We start from the raw sequence: 17606 nt of genomic DNA on the forward strand, positions 1-17606 counted from the left end.
AAAGTCTGTTGCTTATGATAAGGGTAACAGAAAGGGGAGAGGCGATTTGGAATATATCGTAAAAACAACAGGTCTGACGAAAAAAGTAAAAGGGAAAGAACTAGTTTCAAATATTAATTTACACATTAAAAAGGGAGAAATATATGGTTTCCTTGGTCAAAACGGGGCTGGGAAAACGACGATTATGAAAATGCTCACAGGGATCACTTCTTCAACAAGCGGTGAAATTGAACTTTTTGGGCATAAGCTTACTAATCGTTCAAAGGCTGCTCTAAAGAGAGTCGGAAGCATTATTGAATATCCTACCTTTTTCGAACATTTAACAGCGATGGAAAACTTAAAAATCCATTGTGACTATTTAGGCTATTATGACGAAGTTGCTATTAAGCAAGCTTTAAATATGGTTCATTTAAAGGGAAACGAAAACGGGCGAGTAAAGGATTTTTCCCTTGGGATGAAACAACGATTAGGAATTGCGCGGGCAATCATTACGAAACCGGAATTGATTATTTTAGATGAACCAACGAATGGTTTAGATCCAATTGGTATTAAAGATATTCGGGATTTAATATTAATGCTCAATCAAGATTACGGGATTACCTTTCTATTATCGAGTCACATCTTAGGAGAGATGGAACAAATCGTTAACCGTATAGGAGTAATCGATAAAGGTAAGTTAATAAATGAAATTTCTATTGAAGAAATTCGAAAACAGCGAACGGATTACATTGAACTTCAAACACCAAATGTAGAGAAAGCAGTTTATTTGATAGAAAGTGAACTTCAAATATCCAATATGAAAATCATCCAGAACAATCGAATTCGAATTTACGATCTGAATCATTCCCAATCAGACATTACAAAAATGTTAATTGTTCATGGTGTGGACATTGAAGAAATTCAGAAGCATACAAGTTCTTTAGAAGATTATTATTATGCACAAATTAACGGAGGTGGCAAAGTTGGCTAAATTAATGATACTTGAATGGAAAAAATTAAAACGACCTTTAGTTATCGGAGAGTTGGCGATTTACTTAGGGATTCTCATGATCCTTCCTCCATTCTTTATTGACTCTATTATTCCATTTTTTAACGAAAGTTACGCCCTTGCCATTGAACTGAATTCCTTTATCCAATTAGGCATGGTATTATTTGGGGCATCTTTAATTAATCATGTATTTATTGAAGAGTATAAATCAAAAACGATGTCCTTATCTTTCGGTTATCCGATTAGTAGAAGAAAGTTGTTTATAGCGAAAATTTTGTTTATAGCTTTTGCCGTTTTTATTACAACAATCCTTTCCTTTTTTCTATCAGGTATCGTCATTTTCACCGTTGATCAATTTATCCCGATTATCAATGGGCAGCCAACAATTGATGACATCATTACGTTTATAACTACGATGATAACGACTGCTTTCAAAGCAACGATTATTACATTTATTCCGTTATTTTTGTTCGGTATATGGAAAAGAGCTGTATTTCCAACGATTGTTTGTTCAATTATTGCAATTCAGGCGCCTAATTTTTCATCCTTTATCAATGTACAGCCAGATACATTAATCGTTGCGTTTTGCATATTCGGAGGACTAAGTATTCTCTTATCCATTGTATTAGCAGAAAGATTAGGAGAAATTAAATAAACATAAATTGTATTCCAATGAATATATATAATAAGTTGCTTGTTTTCTAGTAAAGACATAAAGGAGCGAAAAAAAGATGAAAATGTTCTTTCGATATAATTGGATGGTAAGAGAAGAATGGTATAAATGGTGTGAGGAGTTGCCAGAAGAGGAGTTATTACGGCAACGTACGGGAGGGATGGAGAGTATATTAAAAACTCTTTTCCATATCGTAGACGTAGAGTGGAGTTGGATCCGCCAAATACAAGGTAAACCTGATTTTCAAGAGGATTTTGAAAAGTTTAGTAGTTTAGAAAAGGTGCGACAACTAGATGCTCGGTTTAAAGAAGAAGTAGAGGGCTTTGTGAATAACTGGGATGCGAGTATGGAAAGTCGTTTATTTACCGAAACTTTACCAGATGGAAGAGTAGTAACAGACACTTGGGGTGAAATTGTACGCCATATCATTGCCCATGAAATTCACCACATTGGCCAATTATCCATTTGGTCAAGAGAGCTAGGGAAAAAGCCAATATCCGCTAATGTTATCGGACGGGGTCTTGCTGACAAAGGAAATCAATCATTAATCTAATGGTTTAATAGTTTTAGTTTTCTGCGTTTTCATATGAGAAGACGCATTTTTTATTTGTTATTTAGGTATAACTAGAGAAAAAGAAGGAATATCCTATAGAAAGTAGTGAAGGAGGGCACCTGAGATGAACGAAGCTACGACAATTCATGAACCACCTTATTATGCAGTGATCTTCACGTCAAAGGGAACGGGTGTAGACAAAGGATACGGCACGATGGCAGAGAAAATGACAGCTTTAGCATCTAGCCAAGAGGGCTTTTTAGGGATAGAAAGTGTTCGAGATGATGAATTAGGAATTATGGTATCCTATTGGGATTCTTTAGAAGCAATTCAACAGTGGAGAGAGCATACTGCCCATAAAGTTGCTAAGGAAAAAGGGAAATCCGAATGGTATAAAGGATATTCTTTAAAAATTTGTAAAGTGGAAAAAAACTATTCATTTGAAAAGGAATGACAACATCCCCCAAATTATGGGGGATGCTTTATTCTACTTTGCCCAATTAAACCATCTTGCATGACCATCTGTATTTTCCATCATTCTTTTTTCAATGATTTCTCCATCATATATATAATCTTGATGTAAATTCGGATCGTACATATTGTTATAGCAATGATATAACGGACGTTTTGTACTTATTTTACTCAACTTTTCAACTAGCTGTTGTCGTCCTTCCATTGGGATTTGATTTGCCACGTGAGTATGAAAAACGACAATCATTTCACCTTCAGGAATAAGCTCACATAGATCCTCCAATTTAGCAATCCCATCTCCTCGAACTAATTGAAGATGGAGCTGTGTTACAACATTAGCCGCTTCCTTTAATAATTCTCTCCGTTCATGATGTTCGGGCCAAATAAGGGCTTGTAGCCATCTTAATTCGTTTTCATCCTTTAAATCAATCGGGTTCAAGTCCACTCCTATCCGTGTTTTCACTTTCGGGGTTGTATAAATGGCATTTGGTAATGGAGTGCCGATATTTTCAGATGAGATTATAACGGGTGTTTTGGAGTTCGTAACGGAAATTTCCCCATTATATAAATAATTATATTGATCCACGCCAAGCTGAAGACCAGCGCTTGTACCAATTTCAACTAATGCTAATGGTTGTTTATGTTCTTCAAAATTTCTGCAAGCATTGGATATAAATAAGCACATCTCCGAACTTCATTCGTCTGTACAAGCTTCGTTTGAAAAAGTTCATTTAGAGATTGTTCATGTTTTAATACAAATTGTTTAAAGGGTAAAAAAGCTTCTTCAGCAGGAAGTAGATGATCTGAAAAGGTAGGATAGTAATTTTTTAATGATTCATCCTTTTCAAATAATAAATAGTGGACGATGGCGAAAAGTAAATTCGGTTTAGGCTGACCTGTTGGAATGGTGGTAACAATATCGAGTAATTCAGCGTCCTCAGCTATTTGATAGGAAAGTACTTCATATAATTTACTAGAATTTTCACACTCGTATTTTGCAAAACGTTGAAATTGTTCACTCAGTTTCATCCCCATAATTTAGCTCCCCTTCATTTGATTCATAACGTCAAAACGATATTTTAAGCAGCTGTAAAAATCTCATGAAGTCAACCGTTTCTTGTAATTATTATACTGTTAAAATATTACAAATATCAATGGTGGTGATTGAAAGGTGTGGATCCTTGGTAATAAAATAAAGTATTTTTTCGTATTAAATGCCATACTACATTTAAATAAGAAGACTTATGATTTTGATAATCGTTTCTGTACTACTATAATTAAGTAGGAGTATCAAAATCTTATTACATAGATTAAACAGTACTGTATACAATATTTAATTTTAATTTGGATAGGGGAAATGAAATGAATAAAGAGAAAAAACGTAAACCTAAGATAGTAAAATTTTTATCAAAATCGATTTTGATTATCCTTGGTGGACTAATCGCAGCCTACGGACTAGAAGCGGTCCTCATCCCAAATAATGTTTCTGACGGTGGGGTAACGGGTCTGAGTATTGTTGGCTCACAGTTATTCGGTATACCATTAGGCGTTTTAATTGCAATCATCAACATTCCTTTTGTTTGGTTAGGTTATAAACAAATCGGGAAAAGTTTCGCTATTTATTCGGTAATTGGAATTGCGTCATTAGCAATTGGAACGGTTCTTATGCACCATGTACCAGCTATTATTAAAGGAGATACATTGCTCGTTACAGTTGTCGGTGGTGTCATTCTCGGCTTTGGTATGGGTCTTGCCTTGCGTAACGGTGGTGCCCTAGATGGTATTGATATGTTAGCAGTATTACTTTCTAAAAAGTTACCCTTTGGAACAAGTGATTTAATCTTATTTTTAAACTTATTTGTATTCATTATTGTTTCTACAGTATTCGGATTACAAGGTGCCATTCTTTCAGGGATTGCCTATTTTATAGCATCTAAAGTAATTCATATCGTAGAGGAAGGGTTAAGCGGTTCAAAAACCTTTAAAATTATTACTTCACATCCAGAAGTAATGGTGGAAACAATCAGGGATCGTTTAGGTCGAAGTGCTACATATAAAGATGCATACGGTGGCTATTCGAATGAATTATTCAAAGAGATAACATGTGTAATTAACCGTTTAGAAGAAAGTAAAATAAAAGAAATCATTCAGGAAATTGACCCCCATGCCTTTGTAACGGTTTATGACGTTGCTGAAGTAAAAGGCGGTAATTTCAGAAAAAGAGATATTCACTAAGTTTATCATGCTAGAAGCGCTTCCTTATGAGGAGGCGCTTTTTTCATGCTATTGAAAGGTTTTACGAATTGGGTGGCGAAATATTTTATAAGACAAAGGGGGAAAAATGGTCAATGGAGAAGGCACAAAATTTAATTGAGTTATCCCGGTTTTTGGCGAAATTAAATAACCAAAAGCAATTTCATATTGGATATTGTGGAGAAGTTGAAGAGGAAATTTATAAAACGTTAAAGGAAGATTTTGTCCATGAAAAGGATGGAATTTCCTTTTGGATAGCTAAAAATCAAGATGGAGTAATAATTACGGCAATTGGGTTAGACTGGAACTAGTGCAGAAGTGTGGGGACCTTTTCTGCAAATAGTTTCTCTACCTCTACAGCATCAATTATGGGAGCAAGTTGTAAAGGGAAATTCTTCAATAAGCGAGTTTTATTTTTTTGTTAATAAAGAAAACATAACTCAACAACAATTTTTAAATGAAATAGGTGCTGCAAAAACAGGAGAACATCTAATTTTAGAAATAAAAAAGAAAACTTTCATGAGATGGGAGAAATACGGAGTAAACCTTACGAAGAAAGGGATTATCCAACATTTGAAAAGCTACATTTTGAAATGTTTCCCAATACCTATTACGATGCGAAAACAATTATTAATCGATTAAGTGAGCACTGTATTTTAAAAGTATTGAAATCTGAAATGAATGACGTTGTTGGTTACGCCTACTATGAAATCGACTCTGAAATAGGGGAGGCCTCCTTAGAATATTTAGCCATTTCTCCAAAAGCTCAAAATCAAGGATTAGGCACTTTGTTATTAAAAGAAGTTTTGACGGAGATGTTTTCCCACTCCCATATTACAGAAATTCGTTTAAGTGTAAATAATCAAAATAACCGAGCAAATCATGTCTACTTTAAGGCAGGATTTGAACAAAAACATATTTTGTACAGCTATCAATTTCATCGAAGAGTTGACGAAGATTTCTGAAAAAACTATTGAATTGTTATAACAGATTCGGTAAAACGGGAACAAATGTTCTTTCTGGAGGAGAAAAAAGATGCAATTGTACTTTTATAATGACACATATCAAAAGGCGGTTGATGAATATCAAATTACAGAGGACCAACTTCGTTTTACAGGTTCACCTAAGGAATGTACGGAGCTTTCATTAAACAATCCAGACCGTTTTGCCATTTTAGCGGTGGAAAATGGAAACCTTATTTATAGGGAAATGATGATGGACCTTTGTTTATATCGTGTTATACGATATAATCTGTATAAACGATATAAATGCGAGGTGCTTTATGGAATTAAATAATTATTTTACGGATATTTATTATTATCTACATCCAAAATTGGAACATGCGATTTCTCACCAAAGTGTACGTATTTTGCAAATTTTACAGAAAGAACAAAGTGTAACAGTTAGATCTTTGGCAGAAGCTTTGACTATTTCTCATAATACAGCTTCAGAGCATGTGAAAAAGTTGGAGAACAATGGATGGATTAAGAAGGAGCGTTCTGATAAAGATCAACGTAAAGTTTATTTAAAACTTACAGAACTTGGATTACAAGTTGTAAAGCAACATACTGAGTTAGATGAAAATTTACTGAAAGCAGCTTTAGGAAAGTTATCCGAAGAAGAGCAAGATAACGTCATGAGAGCCTTTCGTTTGTTAAGTGAGGCGGCGAAATAATGGTTTGGATAAAACTTTTCACGTCGGCTTTTATTATTGCTGCTGTAACAGAGTTGGCTAGGAAATTTCCCCTTTACGGAGGAATAATTGCGGCTCTCCCGCTCATTAGTTTACTCAGTATTTTCTGGTTAACCGTTCAAGGAGAAACAAGTAAACAAATCCAATCCTTTACATTAGGTGTCATTTTAGGTTTGCCAGCTACTATTGTGATGCTTTTAGCCATTTATTTCATGCTAAAAAATTCCTTTTCTTTCATTCTAGCCGTTATTGTAGGGATTGTTTCTTGGGGTGTATTTCTTTTCATTCAGAAAATTCTCATGGCACAATTCAATATTTAAAAGAGGTGTTTCCATGTTCCTTAAAAGAATTGAATTACTACATGATCGGATTGATTCTTATCAACAATATCCGTTTTCAATACCTTCTATCCAATCATTAAAAAGTTTAGATATAAAAAATAATGTTACGTTTTTAGTAGGTGAAAATGGATCAGGTAAATCCACGCTTTTAGAAGCCATTGCCGATAAATGTGGATTTAATACAGCGGGAGGTAGTCGGAATAATACCTATAAAGTTGACCGTTCGGAATCAGCATTAGGGGAATACATAAGACTTTCTTGGTTGCCAAAAGTATCAAATGGATTCTTTCTTCGAGCAGAATCTTTTTACCATTTTGCTTCCCATATAGATGAAATTGGAGAAAGTCATAAAAGTATTTATGATTCCTATGGTGGTACTTCTTTACATGAGCAATCCCATGGGGAATCCTTTATTTCTTTATTCGCCAACAGATTTAGTGGAAAAGGGATTTATTTGTTGGACGAGCCGGAAGCAGCGCTATCCCCTCAACGACAACTTGCTTTTTTAAGAATAATCCATGATTTAGTAGTATCTGGAGAAAGCCAGTTTATTATTGCGACCCATTCACCGATTTTATTAGGATACCCTAATGCAACGATATATAGTTTTGATGACGGAACTATTGAAGAAGTAAATTATGAAGAAACGAGTCATTACCAAATTACAAAGTATTTTTTAGAAAATCGCGAACGTTTTTTAAGGGATATTTTTGAGGATTAAAAGATGATCGAGAAGTATAAAACGTTAGCTTCTGCAAATAATTTGATGTAAATAGAAATGCACCAAAGAGTAAAACTACTTATGGTGCATTTAATTTTTTTATTTGTTTTTTTGTTTATTCGCTTTCTTTTTTACTTCATTGACATCTAACTCTTGAGCAATTTCTTGATTGCTTTTTTGATTATTGTTTTTCTTATCTTCTTTTTCTTTAAAATTTGGTTTTCTTTTCTTTGCCACGATGTTTTCCTCCAAATATTTATCTTTTATTGGATTGTTGATTTTTATCATGGTTCGTTGCATTATTTTTATTTTTAACTTTTGAATCAAATTCTTCAGCAATTTCTGCTACGTTATCTTCAGGATTATGATTATGGCTTGTTTTATTTGTATGCAGGTGTTTATAAGTTTCAAAAGGATTATGAGTTCTCACATTCATCGTTTCTTTACTGTTTTTGTTCCCCAAAGATTTCACCTCCTAGAGTCTAATTTGCTCAGTAAAAAAGGTTTTATTCTATCGGTGTACTCGTACAATTTACATATTCAAACAAGGATTTCTAATTTTAAATGAATCAATAAAAGAATAAAGAATATAAAGGAATCATTTCTTTTTTGTAGAAAGTATAGGGGAGCCCTTTTGTGGAGGTGATTTAAAATGTCTCGAGTTATCGGTTTTGAAATGAGTAGTCAGGAACCTGAAAAGGCTGCAACATTTTATAGTCGTGTTTTCGGTTGGGAAACTGTAGAACAGGATTGGGAATACTGGTCTATTTCAACTTGTCAAAGAGAGGGGATCATAGGTGGTATTAGCAAAGGTCCTAGTGACTATCCGCATGGTACACGGATCCAAATTGAAGTCGATTCCATTGATGAAGCTGTGAAGAAAGCAATAGAAAATGGTGCGAAGGTTGTACGGGAGAAGATGGAGTTTGACGATTTCTATCTTTCCTATTTAGTTGATCCAGTTGGTATTGGCATTGGATTATATGAAAAGAAGTAACCATCAATGAAAGGAGCGATTTCTGACATGATAAAAATAATACCAATTAAAAATAAAATGAATGGAATTTTTGTTCACGTTACAAATTTAAAGCAGTCGGCAAAATGGTATTGTGACCTTTTAGGAATAGAACTAGATGTAGAAAAGGTTATATCACCTGTTTTTAATGTTCCGGTTGTCGGTACAACATCTCTAACATTAGATGACCACTCCTTTGATCCCCATTTTAAACATTATGTTAGTCCAAGTCCCATTTTCAATTTTTATACACCAAATATTGATGAAGCCTACCAGTATATTAAAGAAATAGGATATGAAGTTGTAAGAGAAATAGAAAGAGTAGGAGAAATGGCTTGGTTTAACATTCAAGACCTAGATGGCAATGTAGTCATGATTTGTAATTGCTAAAATTGATAGGAGAGTAATCTATGGAAATTAAATTAGACGATTTAACAGGAACAAAAATTACCCGATTAATAGGTGACCATCTTCAAAATATGGGGGAAAAATCTCCGCCGGAAAGCATTCATGCATTAAATTTGGAGCAATTAAAAAGTCCGGATATTACTTTTTGGAGTGCATGGGAAGGGGAAGAATTACTAGGATGTGGGGCTTTAAAAGAGCTTTCTAAAGACCACGGTGAGATTAAATCGATGAAAACTTCCCCTGACCATTTAAGAAAAGGGGTGGCTAGACAAATTCTACAACATATTTTGGAGGAAGCAATAAAGAGGGGGTATCAACGTCTTAGCTTAGAAACTGGTTCAATGGATGCCTTTGAACCAGCACGAAGATTATATACGAATTTTGGTTTTACATATTGTGAGCCCTTTGCAAACTACGTTGAAGATCCAAATAGTGTCTTTATGACGAAGAAATTAAATATTAAATCGTTACTATTTAAATTAAAACTTCTAGTTTAGGAGAAACTACTCGTTTTATTAAAATAGGTAGTTTTATTTTGAACAGCAAAAAGGAGGTGTTCGAACATGCATTTACAAATAAATACGATGAATGAACTATTTGCGAAAGAAATATTAAGCTGGAAATACCATATACCATATGATTTTTATAATAGTGTTGATACAGAAGATAATAGAAAAGAACTTTTAGATGGATATTATTACGCGATCGAAAATGAAGATGGAGAGTTGTTTGGTTATTTTTGTATTGGAGAATCGGCACAAGTTCCTATTGGTCATCAAGTGAATGCTTATCGAGAAAGTTGTATTGATATGGGGTTAGGAATGAATCCTAAATATGTTGGACAAGGGAATGGATTTTTCTTTTGTTCTTTTATTCTCCAATCGATTGAAAGGAAATATAAAGGGGTTCTAATCCGTTTAACCGTCGCTACTTTTAATAAAAGAGCAGTACATTTATACGAAAAGTTGGGTTTTAAGAAAAAAGCTGAGTTTTGTTCAGATAAAGCACAGTTTACGACGATGGTTAGGACTTGATAGGGGGACAAAAATGCGCTCGGAAAAGGTAATGATCGATTTAATAAAAAAGTTTGCTGAGCAGGATGAGCGGATTAGGGCAGTTGGTATGAATGGGTCTAGAACAAACTTAAAGGTACCTAAAGATCCCTTTCAAGATTATGACATTGTTTATTTTGTCACGGATATGGATTCATTTATAAATCGTGTAGATTGGATAAAAGTGTTCGGTGAACTTATTATTATGCAAAGGCCAGATCATTCTGTTTTGTATCCATCTAATCGCGATCAATATGCTTATTTAATGCTTTTTACAGACGGAAACCGCATTGACTTGACCCTTTGGCCAGTTGAAAAAAGTAACGAATGGATACAAGACGACAAATTAGCCAAAGTGTTGTTAGATAAAGATCACATTTTTCCGAAGTTACCTTCACCAACTGATGAAGACTATTGGGTAAAGAAACCTTCCCAACAGGTATTTAATGATTGTACGAATGAGTTTTGGTGGGTTTCTACATATGTTGCAAAAGGGTTATGGCGAAATGAAATTCTTTATGCAATGGATCATCTACAAATTATAAGAAGTATGTTATTGAAAATGCTTGAATGGAAAGTAGGAATTGAAACGAACTTTACTGTAAGTATCGGCAAAAACGGTAAGTACTTGGAGAGGTATTTGGAAAAAGATATTTGGAATACACTCCTTAACACGTATCCGAAAGGAAATATCGATAACATTTGGGATGCATTATTGACGATGACGAATTTGTTTGAAGAGCTAACATTGGAAGTAGCAAATCAGCTTCAATTTAATTATTCGTTTACTGAAGTCAAAAAGGTCCAGGCCTATTTAAAACATGTTCAGACAATTACCTTTGGATGAAGGAGTTTTTCATCTGTATTTAGAAAGTAATACTAAAGAATTTTAATCTACATTCTTTGAGTGGTTTTAATATGGGGTAGGGGTTTATAAATTTTAGAAAAGTGGGTGGAACATTTGATTAATGTATTAGGTCAAGTCATGCTATATGTGAATAATCAAGATGAAGCGGTGAAATTTTGGACGGAGAAGTTAGGGTTTACAGTAATAGTAGAAGAAGATAGTGAACAAGAAATGAGATGGATAGAGGTAGCTCCAAAAAGTGATGCTCAAACGAGTATCGTTTTACATGATAAACAATTCATCGCGAACATGGAGCCAGAATTAAATCTCGGAACACCTTCGCTAATGTTTTATTCCAATGATGTAGAGCAATTATATGGTGAATTAGCAAATAAAGAAGTGACTTTAGGGGAAATGGTCAATTTACCTTCCGGGAAAGTATTTAATTTTGCTGATCATGAGGATAATTATTTTGCTGTTATGGAGAAAAAATAATATTGTATAAAATCTAGCCGCAATGATTGGAATGCGGCTTTTTTCTTTAATCTCGATATCGGTTATCTTGAAAAGTGACTTTCACATCTTTTAATTTATGGTACTCTAATACATATATTACTATTCTTTTGAAAGAAGGTTTCCCTTTGCATTTAAAATCCATTGGTTTAGTTACAATCATAAGCCTTATAGGGGCATTTGTATTTGATTTTCTAAACTTCCCTGTCCCTTGGATGCTTGGTCCTTTATTTGCAGTACTAATTAGTCAATTTTTTATTAAATATGAACTTTATTGGCCAGTTCAATTAAGGAATGTTGGGTTAATTATAGTAGGTGTCTCTATCGGTCAAACCTTTCAGTTTTCTGTATTTGCTGGCATGGGATGGTTAATTTTTTTTATGTTGATTCTCAATGTGGTGTTAGTCATTATTAGTGTTTTGATGGCCTTTGGTGTACAGAAAATAGGAAATGTACCGTTAAAAACCGCTTTAACATGTACGGTTCCTGGTGGATTAGGACAAATTGTTTTGTTTGCAGAAGAGGAAAAGGATATCGATTTAGCTGTTGTTACTTACTTTCATGTTGTTCGTGTTATTAGTATTGTCATGTTGATTCCTTTCGTTCTTTCTGGTCATGTTGTCCAAGCAGAAGGGGGAGCGGGTTTTTCCGTTAATGAAATTATCCCTATTCTGTTATTATTATTAGCTTCAGGAGCTACCGTTTGGTTTGGCAAAAAACTAAAAATTCCAGTGCCGTTTTTTTTAACACCGATTCTGTTTATTATTGTTTTATCATTTTTTTCCGTGGAAACCCCAGAGTTACCAGGATACTTATTACATATTGCCCAACTGTTAATGGGAGCATATATCGGATTACTTCTAAAACCTAATATGATTAAACTAGGAAAAAAAGTTCTCTTATTAGGGGTGGGGAGTGCCATATTATTAATGGTAGCCACTTTCGCACAAGGACTTTTATTAATTTATTTCCTTGATTATTCGTTACCGACTAGCTTCCTCAGTACAGCAGCAGGGGGGCTGGATCAAATGAGTCTTCTTGCGACAGCAATTGGGGCGGATGTTATAACTGTAACGGTGTTCCAAATGTTCCGTTTGTTATTTGTCTTTTTATTAGTTTTACCTTTATTGAAAATAGCATGTTCCATGATTGATAAAAGGCAATTAAATGATGGGATGAAATTGAAGCTCAATGAGAAAGGTGTTCCAAAATAATTTGGAACACCTTTGTTTATGATGAAGGTTTTTTCTCAAATAATAGAATGAAATTTCCTTTATAGTAAATTAATAAATAAAGCTCAAAAATAATAAGAATAATAGACAAAATAAGCAACGAAGGTTCAACAAAAACGTGTAATAAAAAGATATTCACGATAATTGGTAATAAAGCAGCGACCGCTAATGGCACAAATCGATTTAGTAATAAAAGGGTGCCACAAAGGATTTCTAGCGCTTTTTCCCCAATTAATAAATAATCAAATTGAAAGAGAATCATTGCTTCTTTGCTCGTTGGAAAAAGGGATTCAAATCCTAAAAACACAATAAACCCATTCACACCAGCGCTTAAGAAAATCACACCAAGTAAAATTCGAAACGTATGCATTGTGTAATGTTTCATTCCATTTCACCTCCCGTTTCATACTATTCCCAATGGGTTTCCCTTAGTCTATGAAGAACAATAATATACAGAAAGAAGTTACTAGTTTAAAATAATCGTCAATGAATTTTCATAAAAAAGAGCTAAGCTCATTGTTGGAAGAAGATTATTAGTGGTATGATAGTATATAGTGCTTCCGGAAGGTTGCCGAACAATGAGGGGAAAGAAAGACTATGAAAAATACTATTGATCTCTGGGCTAAGACAGTCAAGACAGGGATTATTAAATCAAATTTAATTCCCATGATTGCTGCCCTTATGCTCGCTTTATATACGTACGAATTAAGTTTTATTGAACATATTCCACATATACTATTTGCCTTTGTAGGTTCTGCTTTCATAATCGGAGCATCAGGTATATTTAATAATTTGTACGATCGCGATATTGATGCGAAAATGCAAAGAACAAAGTCAAGACCTACAGTAACAGGTGAACTAAGTGCTCGTACAGTATTAATCGTTGGCATCGTTTTACTTATCGTAGGATTAGCAATACTTTCTTTAACAACACCACTAGCAGCATTTCTTGGCTTCCTAGGTGTGTTTTTCTATGTTGTTCCGTATACGATGTGGACAAAAAGAAAAACGATCTGGAATACAGAAGTTGGGAGTATTTCAGGAGCGATGCCGCCGTTAATCGGTTGGGCAGCGGTTGCACCTGATATTTGGTATCCGGCAGCTTGGGCTTTATTCATTATTATGGTCATTTGGCAAATGCCACACTTTTACGCCATTGCGATTCGAAAAAAGGATGATTATGCGGCTGCCAATATTCCGATGTTACCAGTGAAGACAAGTATGAGAAGAACTTATCTTCAAACAAATATTTATTTAGTCATTTTAATGTTTACGAGTTTTTTATTTGTTCCACTAAGTTGGGGCTTAACATTATGTTCTCTTATTTTAGGGGGAATATGGCTGTGGATAAGTATCGTTGGCTATCGTCAAATGGATGAGAAAAAGTGGGCAAATAAAATGTTCGCTTACTCATTAATTTATATGATGTTACTATTTTTAACGGTCATTATTTATTCTAGTGTAGGCATGATTTTTCAATAACGACTTAAAGGTGTCCCAGAGTGGGGCGCCTTTTTTTGTTATCTAATCGTGGATATGTGGATAGTGAAAAGAGAGGGAAAGTAATTAAGTTGAAGCTTGCTGTAGGGGTAAAGCTAATAAAATTAGCATTAAAACTACAAAATTAGAATCTGTTACATATCAAGCTTGTATAATAAAAAACAGACTAAATTTTATGAAAGCGCTTTATATAAAGGTTTAAATTTTAATTTTGAGTATAATTTCAACAGAAAGACATTAAAAATAAATTTGTTATATAACAAAATATTTCGGAATTGTGAACAAGTTTGTGATAAAAATGTGACATGTGGATAAGAGGTATACCACCACATAGTTGATAGATGATATGATAAAAACATCATAAGAAGAGAAACGTAAATTGCTTCTTATGAAAAATCGCTCTTTAGTAAAAGTGGTAAGTTAAGCTCATTTGAACCTTGTAAAAGCTTGTTCGACAAGATATATAACCTCCCCTATGTTTATATATATAACGCTTTTTAAAAGGTCAGCCAAAAGCATCGCGCTTCCAGTAGCGCGATGCTTTTTTTCTTTTTAAATGAAAAAAAGACAAATAGGCGGAGCCCTTTCATTAGGACGTTAAAAAAACCGATGAAATCTCTTCATCGGCCGTTATCGATTGTTTATTAAAATGCGGTAAATGAAAATAATGCAAATAGTAATGATAGAGCTGCTAAGCAGAAATAGAAAATACTCGGATTTTTACTTTGTCTTTTCATTTCATATATACCCATTGCTAAAAATAGTGGACCCATTAACACGAATGCCCATGGAAGTAGGTGAGGACTTCCTACCGTAAAGGTATAAATGGCAATCAAAATGAGAAGTAGTCCTGCAACAGGTTGCATTAATAAAACAAAACTCCATTTATTTTCCATTTAAATCACTCCTATTTTAAAAGTTACCAGTTGGAAAGTTTTTAGTTTATATATCATATAAATTCATTTCTACAAATATTTAGAAAATTCCTTTTTGTTACATAAAAGAAATATTTATTTAGATACTTTAATATGAAATGTTGATTTGTAAGGAATAAAAAAGACCTAAAAGTTCATAAAGAACCTTTAGGTCAATATAGGAAATTTTCTTTTACTAGGATTGTAAGTTAGATACTTCATATAAATAGTCGCCTAATACACGAAGCCCTTTATCGAAGTTTTCTAAATGGAAATGTTCGTTTGGTGCATGGAAGTTTTCACTATTTAAACCGAATCCCATTAATACAACTGGTAATGCAAGGATTTCATCAAAGGCAGCAACGATTGGAATCGAGCCACCACCACGAGTAAAGGCAGTTGGGACGTTATAAACTCGCTCATAAGAACGACCTGCTGCTTGAATTAATGGGTGATCAAACGGTGTTAAATAAGGAGCTCCTTTATCGAATTCAGAAACTGTTACTTCCACACCTTTTGGCTTATGTTTTTCAATATGTGCTTTTAAAAGAGCAACAATTTCATTTGGATCTTGGTCCGGAACTAAACGACAAGTAATTTTCGCACCAGCTTCTGCAGGAAGAACCGTTTTAATTCCTTCACCAGAGAAGCCACCAAATACTCCGTTAATTTCTAAAGTTGGTCGAGCCCAAGTTTGCTCTAAATATGAGAAACCTTCTTCACCGAATAATTCTTTTACACCGATTTCCTCTTTTAACGCCTCTTCATCGAAGTTTAGCTCTCGATATGCTTGACGTTCTTCTTCAGTTAAAGGAAGTACTTTATCATAGAAACCTTCCACTTGGATTGTACCATGTTCATCACGGAAGGAAGCTAAAATTTCAGCCAATGCATGAATAGCATTTTGCACGCCACCACCATAAAGGCCAGAATGTAAGTCGCCTTTAGCTCCACGTACATCGATTTGAACTCCAGTCAGTCCGCGTAAACCATAGCAAACGGCAGGTTTCCCAGGAGCGTACAGCCCAGTATCAGAAATTAAAATTAAGTCTGAGGAAAGCTTCTCTTTATTCGCTTCTACATAAGCTGGTAGATTAGGGCTACCGATTTCTTCTTCCCCTTCATAGATGAATTTCACGTTTACAGGGAGGGTTCCTTCTGTTGCAAATAACGCTTCAATCATTTTTAAGTGCATAAATACTTGGCCCTTATCATCTGATGCACCACGAGCAAATAATTTATTATCACGGATTACTGGATTGAAAGGTTCTGATTCCCAAAGATGAAGAGGATCGACAGGTTGTACATCGTAATGACCGTAGAATAAAATCGTTGGTTTTCCTTCTGCATGAAGCCATTCTCCGTATACAACTGGATGTCCCGCTGTTTGATCAATGGATACATTTTCGATGTTTAGTTGTTGAAGTTTGTCAGCTAACCATTGGGCAGCAGTTTGCATGTCTTGTTTATGTTCTGATAGAGAACTGATACTTGGAATACGAAGAAATTCAAATAGTTCTTCTAAATGTTTTTCACGGTTTTTAGAGAAATAAGCATCTAAAGTTTGCAAATGATTCATTATTAATCCCTCATTTCAAATTTTTCGGATAGTAGAATTAGTATACCACATAGAAGGGGAAGGTATTGTTGGTTGGCTTTGGAAAAAGGGGAAAATTTCTTGGAGTTCTAATACTTTTTCTAGTACATATGAGAGAAACTGAATTTACGAAAGTTACAAGGAAAGACTTTTAATCTTACACGAATGTAATGAAATTGAAAGCAAATCCGATAGAGTGTAATACAATTTTTTGGGAAAATGTATATAGAAGGTAGTTAGAAATTGGAGGAAGAAAAAATGAATAACTGTTTAACAGGAATTTATGAAGAATATAATCGTTACATATATCATTTATGTTTAAAATTAACACGCAATATAGCTGAAGCCGAAGATTTAATGCAAGAAGTTTGGGTCAAAGTTGTTCGTAATGAAGAACAAGTAGAGAAGGTTGACCACGTAAAAGCTTGGCTTACTACTATTACTATGAATACATTTCGCGACCGCTATCGTAAAAATGTAAGAAGAAGTAAATATATGATGAGTCAACCTGAAACATTAGACGTTCCGATTTTAGATTTGGTTCCCAATAATGAAATTTCTACGGAAGATCAAGTGGAAAAAGAAGTCGTAACAAAAATTGTACAAGAAAAAATGCAACAATTGGACGGAATTTATCAAAGAACATTATGGTATTTCTATGTTGATCAATATTCATTGGCTGAAATTTCAACATTAATGAAAGTATCCATCGGTACAGTAAAATCACGTTTATTCCGAGCAAAGGCTAGATTAAAGGAAATTTTACTAGCAGATGCATCTTTACAAGATGTGGTTATGGCTTAATAGTAATTTGAAAAAGACTCTCTCACAATTA

25 protein-coding genes and 1 pseudogene are annotated in these 17606 nt (G+C 34.2%); 20 read left to right on the plus strand and 6 right to left on the minus strand.

The window, feature by feature from the left end; translation table 11 throughout:
* Positions 1–46 precede the first annotated feature (46 nt).
* The 4 genes from MHH69_RS03175 to MHH69_RS03190 all read left to right on the plus strand — a co-directional run bounded on the left by MHH69_RS03175 (position 47) and on the right by MHH69_RS03190 (position 2668).
* Positions 47–970: an ABC transporter ATP-binding protein gene (locus MHH69_RS03175; protein WP_122970700.1), complete on the plus strand. Its 924-nt coding sequence runs from the start codon at positions 47–49 to the stop codon at positions 968–970.
* Complete coding sequence (locus MHH69_RS03180) at positions 963–1643, plus strand: ABC transporter permease (RefSeq protein WP_122970699.1); 681 nt, start codon at positions 963–965, stop codon at positions 1641–1643. Before MHH69_RS03175 ends, MHH69_RS03180 begins: the two co-directional genes overlap by 8 nt.
* 76 nt (positions 1644–1719) lie before the next feature.
* Positions 1720–2214 (plus strand): DinB family protein, encoded by a 495-nt coding sequence (locus MHH69_RS03185; RefSeq protein ID WP_122970698.1) that lies wholly within the window; start codon positions 1720–1722, stop codon positions 2212–2214.
* Between the two features lie 124 nt (positions 2215–2338).
* A complete protein-coding gene (locus tag MHH69_RS03190; protein WP_122970697.1) occupies positions 2339–2668 on the plus strand; it encodes an antibiotic biosynthesis monooxygenase family protein in 330 nt (109 codons plus the stop codon).
* A 33-nt stretch (positions 2669–2701) separates the two neighbouring features.
* On the opposite strand, the pseudogene MHH69_RS03195 reads toward MHH69_RS03190, so the two are convergent.
* Positions 2702–3720: pseudogene (locus MHH69_RS03195) on the minus strand (DUF2332 domain-containing protein).
* 327 nt (positions 3721–4047) lie between these two features.
* On the opposite strand from MHH69_RS03195, the gene MHH69_RS03205 reads away from it, so the two are divergent.
* The 7 genes from MHH69_RS03205 (at position 4048) to MHH69_RS03235 (ending at position 7693) form a co-directional block, all read left to right on the plus strand.
* Positions 4048–4920, plus strand: a complete 873-nt coding sequence (locus tag MHH69_RS03205; RefSeq protein ID WP_122970696.1) for a YitT family protein — start codon at positions 4048–4050, stop codon at positions 4918–4920.
* Positions 4921–5033: 113 nt separating this feature from the next.
* Positions 5034–5249 carry a hypothetical protein gene (locus tag MHH69_RS03210; protein ID WP_122970695.1) on the plus strand — a complete coding sequence of 72 codons (216 nt, stop codon included), beginning with the start codon at positions 5034–5036 and terminating at the stop codon, positions 5247–5249.
* 213 nt (positions 5250–5462) lie between these two features.
* On the plus strand, positions 5463–5903 hold the full coding sequence (locus MHH69_RS03215) for a GNAT family N-acetyltransferase (protein ID WP_341361739.1): 441 nt from the start codon (positions 5463–5465) through the stop codon (positions 5901–5903).
* A gap of 70 nt (positions 5904–5973) precedes the next feature.
* Positions 5974–6234, plus strand: coding sequence for a hypothetical protein (locus MHH69_RS03220; RefSeq protein WP_122970693.1), 261 nt, complete (start codon positions 5974–5976; stop codon positions 6232–6234).
* A complete protein-coding gene (locus MHH69_RS03225) occupies positions 6221–6613 on the plus strand; it encodes a MarR family winged helix-turn-helix transcriptional regulator (RefSeq protein ID WP_122970692.1) in 393 nt (130 codons plus the stop codon). Before MHH69_RS03220 ends, MHH69_RS03225 begins: the two co-directional genes overlap by 14 nt.
* A complete protein-coding gene (locus tag MHH69_RS03230) occupies positions 6610–6951 on the plus strand; it encodes a DUF3147 family protein (protein ID WP_174232637.1) in 342 nt (113 codons plus the stop codon). Before MHH69_RS03225 ends, MHH69_RS03230 begins: the two co-directional genes overlap by 4 nt.
* 13 nt (positions 6952–6964) lie before the next feature.
* Positions 6965–7693, plus strand: coding sequence for an AAA family ATPase (locus MHH69_RS03235; RefSeq protein WP_122970690.1), 729 nt, complete (start codon positions 6965–6967; stop codon positions 7691–7693).
* A gap of 99 nt (positions 7694–7792) precedes the next feature.
* Here the strand turns inward: MHH69_RS03235 and MHH69_RS03240 are convergent, their stop codons facing one another.
* Together MHH69_RS03240 and MHH69_RS03245 are read right to left on the minus strand one after the other, a co-directional pair.
* The gene (locus tag MHH69_RS03240; RefSeq protein WP_158599658.1) at positions 7793–7930 is read right to left on the minus strand and encodes a hypothetical protein; all 138 of its coding nucleotides are present in this window, start codon (positions 7928–7930) and stop codon (positions 7793–7795) included.
* 19 nt (positions 7931–7949) lie between these two features.
* Positions 7950–8165 (minus strand): hypothetical protein, encoded by a 216-nt coding sequence (locus MHH69_RS03245; protein WP_241559259.1) that lies wholly within the window; start codon positions 8163–8165, stop codon positions 7950–7952.
* Positions 8166–8345: 180 nt separating this feature from the next.
* Here MHH69_RS03245 and MHH69_RS03250 point away from each other — a divergent pair, with 180 nt between their 5' ends.
* The 7 genes from MHH69_RS03250 to MHH69_RS03280 all read left to right on the plus strand — a co-directional run bounded on the left by MHH69_RS03250 (position 8346) and on the right by MHH69_RS03280 (position 12742).
* On the plus strand, positions 8346–8690 hold the full coding sequence (locus MHH69_RS03250; protein WP_122970689.1) for a VOC family protein: 345 nt from the start codon (positions 8346–8348) through the stop codon (positions 8688–8690).
* 27 nt (positions 8691–8717) lie between these two features.
* A complete protein-coding gene (locus MHH69_RS03255; RefSeq protein ID WP_174232633.1) occupies positions 8718–9098 on the plus strand; it encodes a VOC family protein in 381 nt (126 codons plus the stop codon).
* A 20-nt stretch (positions 9099–9118) separates the two neighbouring features.
* Complete coding sequence (locus MHH69_RS03260) at positions 9119–9613, plus strand: GNAT family N-acetyltransferase (RefSeq protein WP_122970688.1); 495 nt, start codon at positions 9119–9121, stop codon at positions 9611–9613.
* A 66-nt stretch (positions 9614–9679) separates the two neighbouring features.
* On the plus strand, positions 9680–10150 hold the full coding sequence (locus MHH69_RS03265) for a GNAT family N-acetyltransferase (protein ID WP_341361741.1): 471 nt from the start codon (positions 9680–9682) through the stop codon (positions 10148–10150).
* Between the two features lie 13 nt (positions 10151–10163).
* Entirely contained in the window at positions 10164–11015 is an 852-nt protein-coding gene (locus MHH69_RS03270; RefSeq protein ID WP_122970686.1) for an aminoglycoside 6-adenylyltransferase, read from the plus strand.
* A gap of 114 nt (positions 11016–11129) precedes the next feature.
* Positions 11130–11510 (plus strand): VOC family protein, encoded by a 381-nt coding sequence (locus MHH69_RS03275; RefSeq protein WP_122970685.1) that lies wholly within the window; start codon positions 11130–11132, stop codon positions 11508–11510.
* Positions 11511–11656: 146 nt separating this feature from the next.
* Entirely contained in the window at positions 11657–12742 is a 1086-nt protein-coding gene (locus tag MHH69_RS03280) for an AbrB family transcriptional regulator (RefSeq protein WP_241559258.1), read from the plus strand.
* Between the two features lie 16 nt (positions 12743–12758).
* Here the strand turns inward: MHH69_RS03280 and MHH69_RS03285 are convergent, their stop codons facing one another.
* The gene (locus tag MHH69_RS03285) at positions 12759–13145 is read right to left on the minus strand and encodes a hypothetical protein (protein ID WP_341361742.1); all 387 of its coding nucleotides are present in this window, start codon (positions 13143–13145) and stop codon (positions 12759–12761) included.
* A 212-nt stretch (positions 13146–13357) separates the two neighbouring features.
* Here MHH69_RS03285 and cyoE point away from each other — a divergent pair, with 212 nt between their 5' ends.
* On the plus strand, positions 13358–14242 hold the full coding sequence (cyoE, locus tag MHH69_RS03290) for a heme o synthase (protein WP_122970683.1): 885 nt from the start codon (positions 13358–13360) through the stop codon (positions 14240–14242).
* 662 nt (positions 14243–14904) lie between these two features.
* Here the strand turns inward: cyoE and MHH69_RS03295 are convergent.
* Both MHH69_RS03295 and MHH69_RS03300 read right to left on the minus strand, forming a co-directional pair.
* Entirely contained in the window at positions 14905–15156 is a 252-nt protein-coding gene (locus MHH69_RS03295; protein WP_122970682.1) for a DUF3953 domain-containing protein, read from the minus strand.
* Between the two features lie 214 nt (positions 15157–15370).
* Entirely contained in the window at positions 15371–16753 is a 1383-nt protein-coding gene (locus MHH69_RS03300; protein ID WP_122970681.1) for a dipeptidase, read from the minus strand.
* Positions 16754–17029: 276 nt separating this feature from the next.
* On the opposite strand from MHH69_RS03300, the gene MHH69_RS03305 reads away from it, so the two are divergent.
* Positions 17030–17575 (plus strand): RNA polymerase sigma factor, encoded by a 546-nt coding sequence (locus MHH69_RS03305; RefSeq protein ID WP_122970680.1) that lies wholly within the window; start codon positions 17030–17032, stop codon positions 17573–17575.
* Positions 17576–17606: the final 31 nt, after the last annotated feature.

Source organism: Ureibacillus sp. FSL E2-3493 (assembly GCF_038077515.1).
GTDB classification, from domain to species: domain Bacteria; phylum Bacillota; class Bacilli; order Bacillales_A; family Planococcaceae; genus Ureibacillus; species Ureibacillus halotolerans.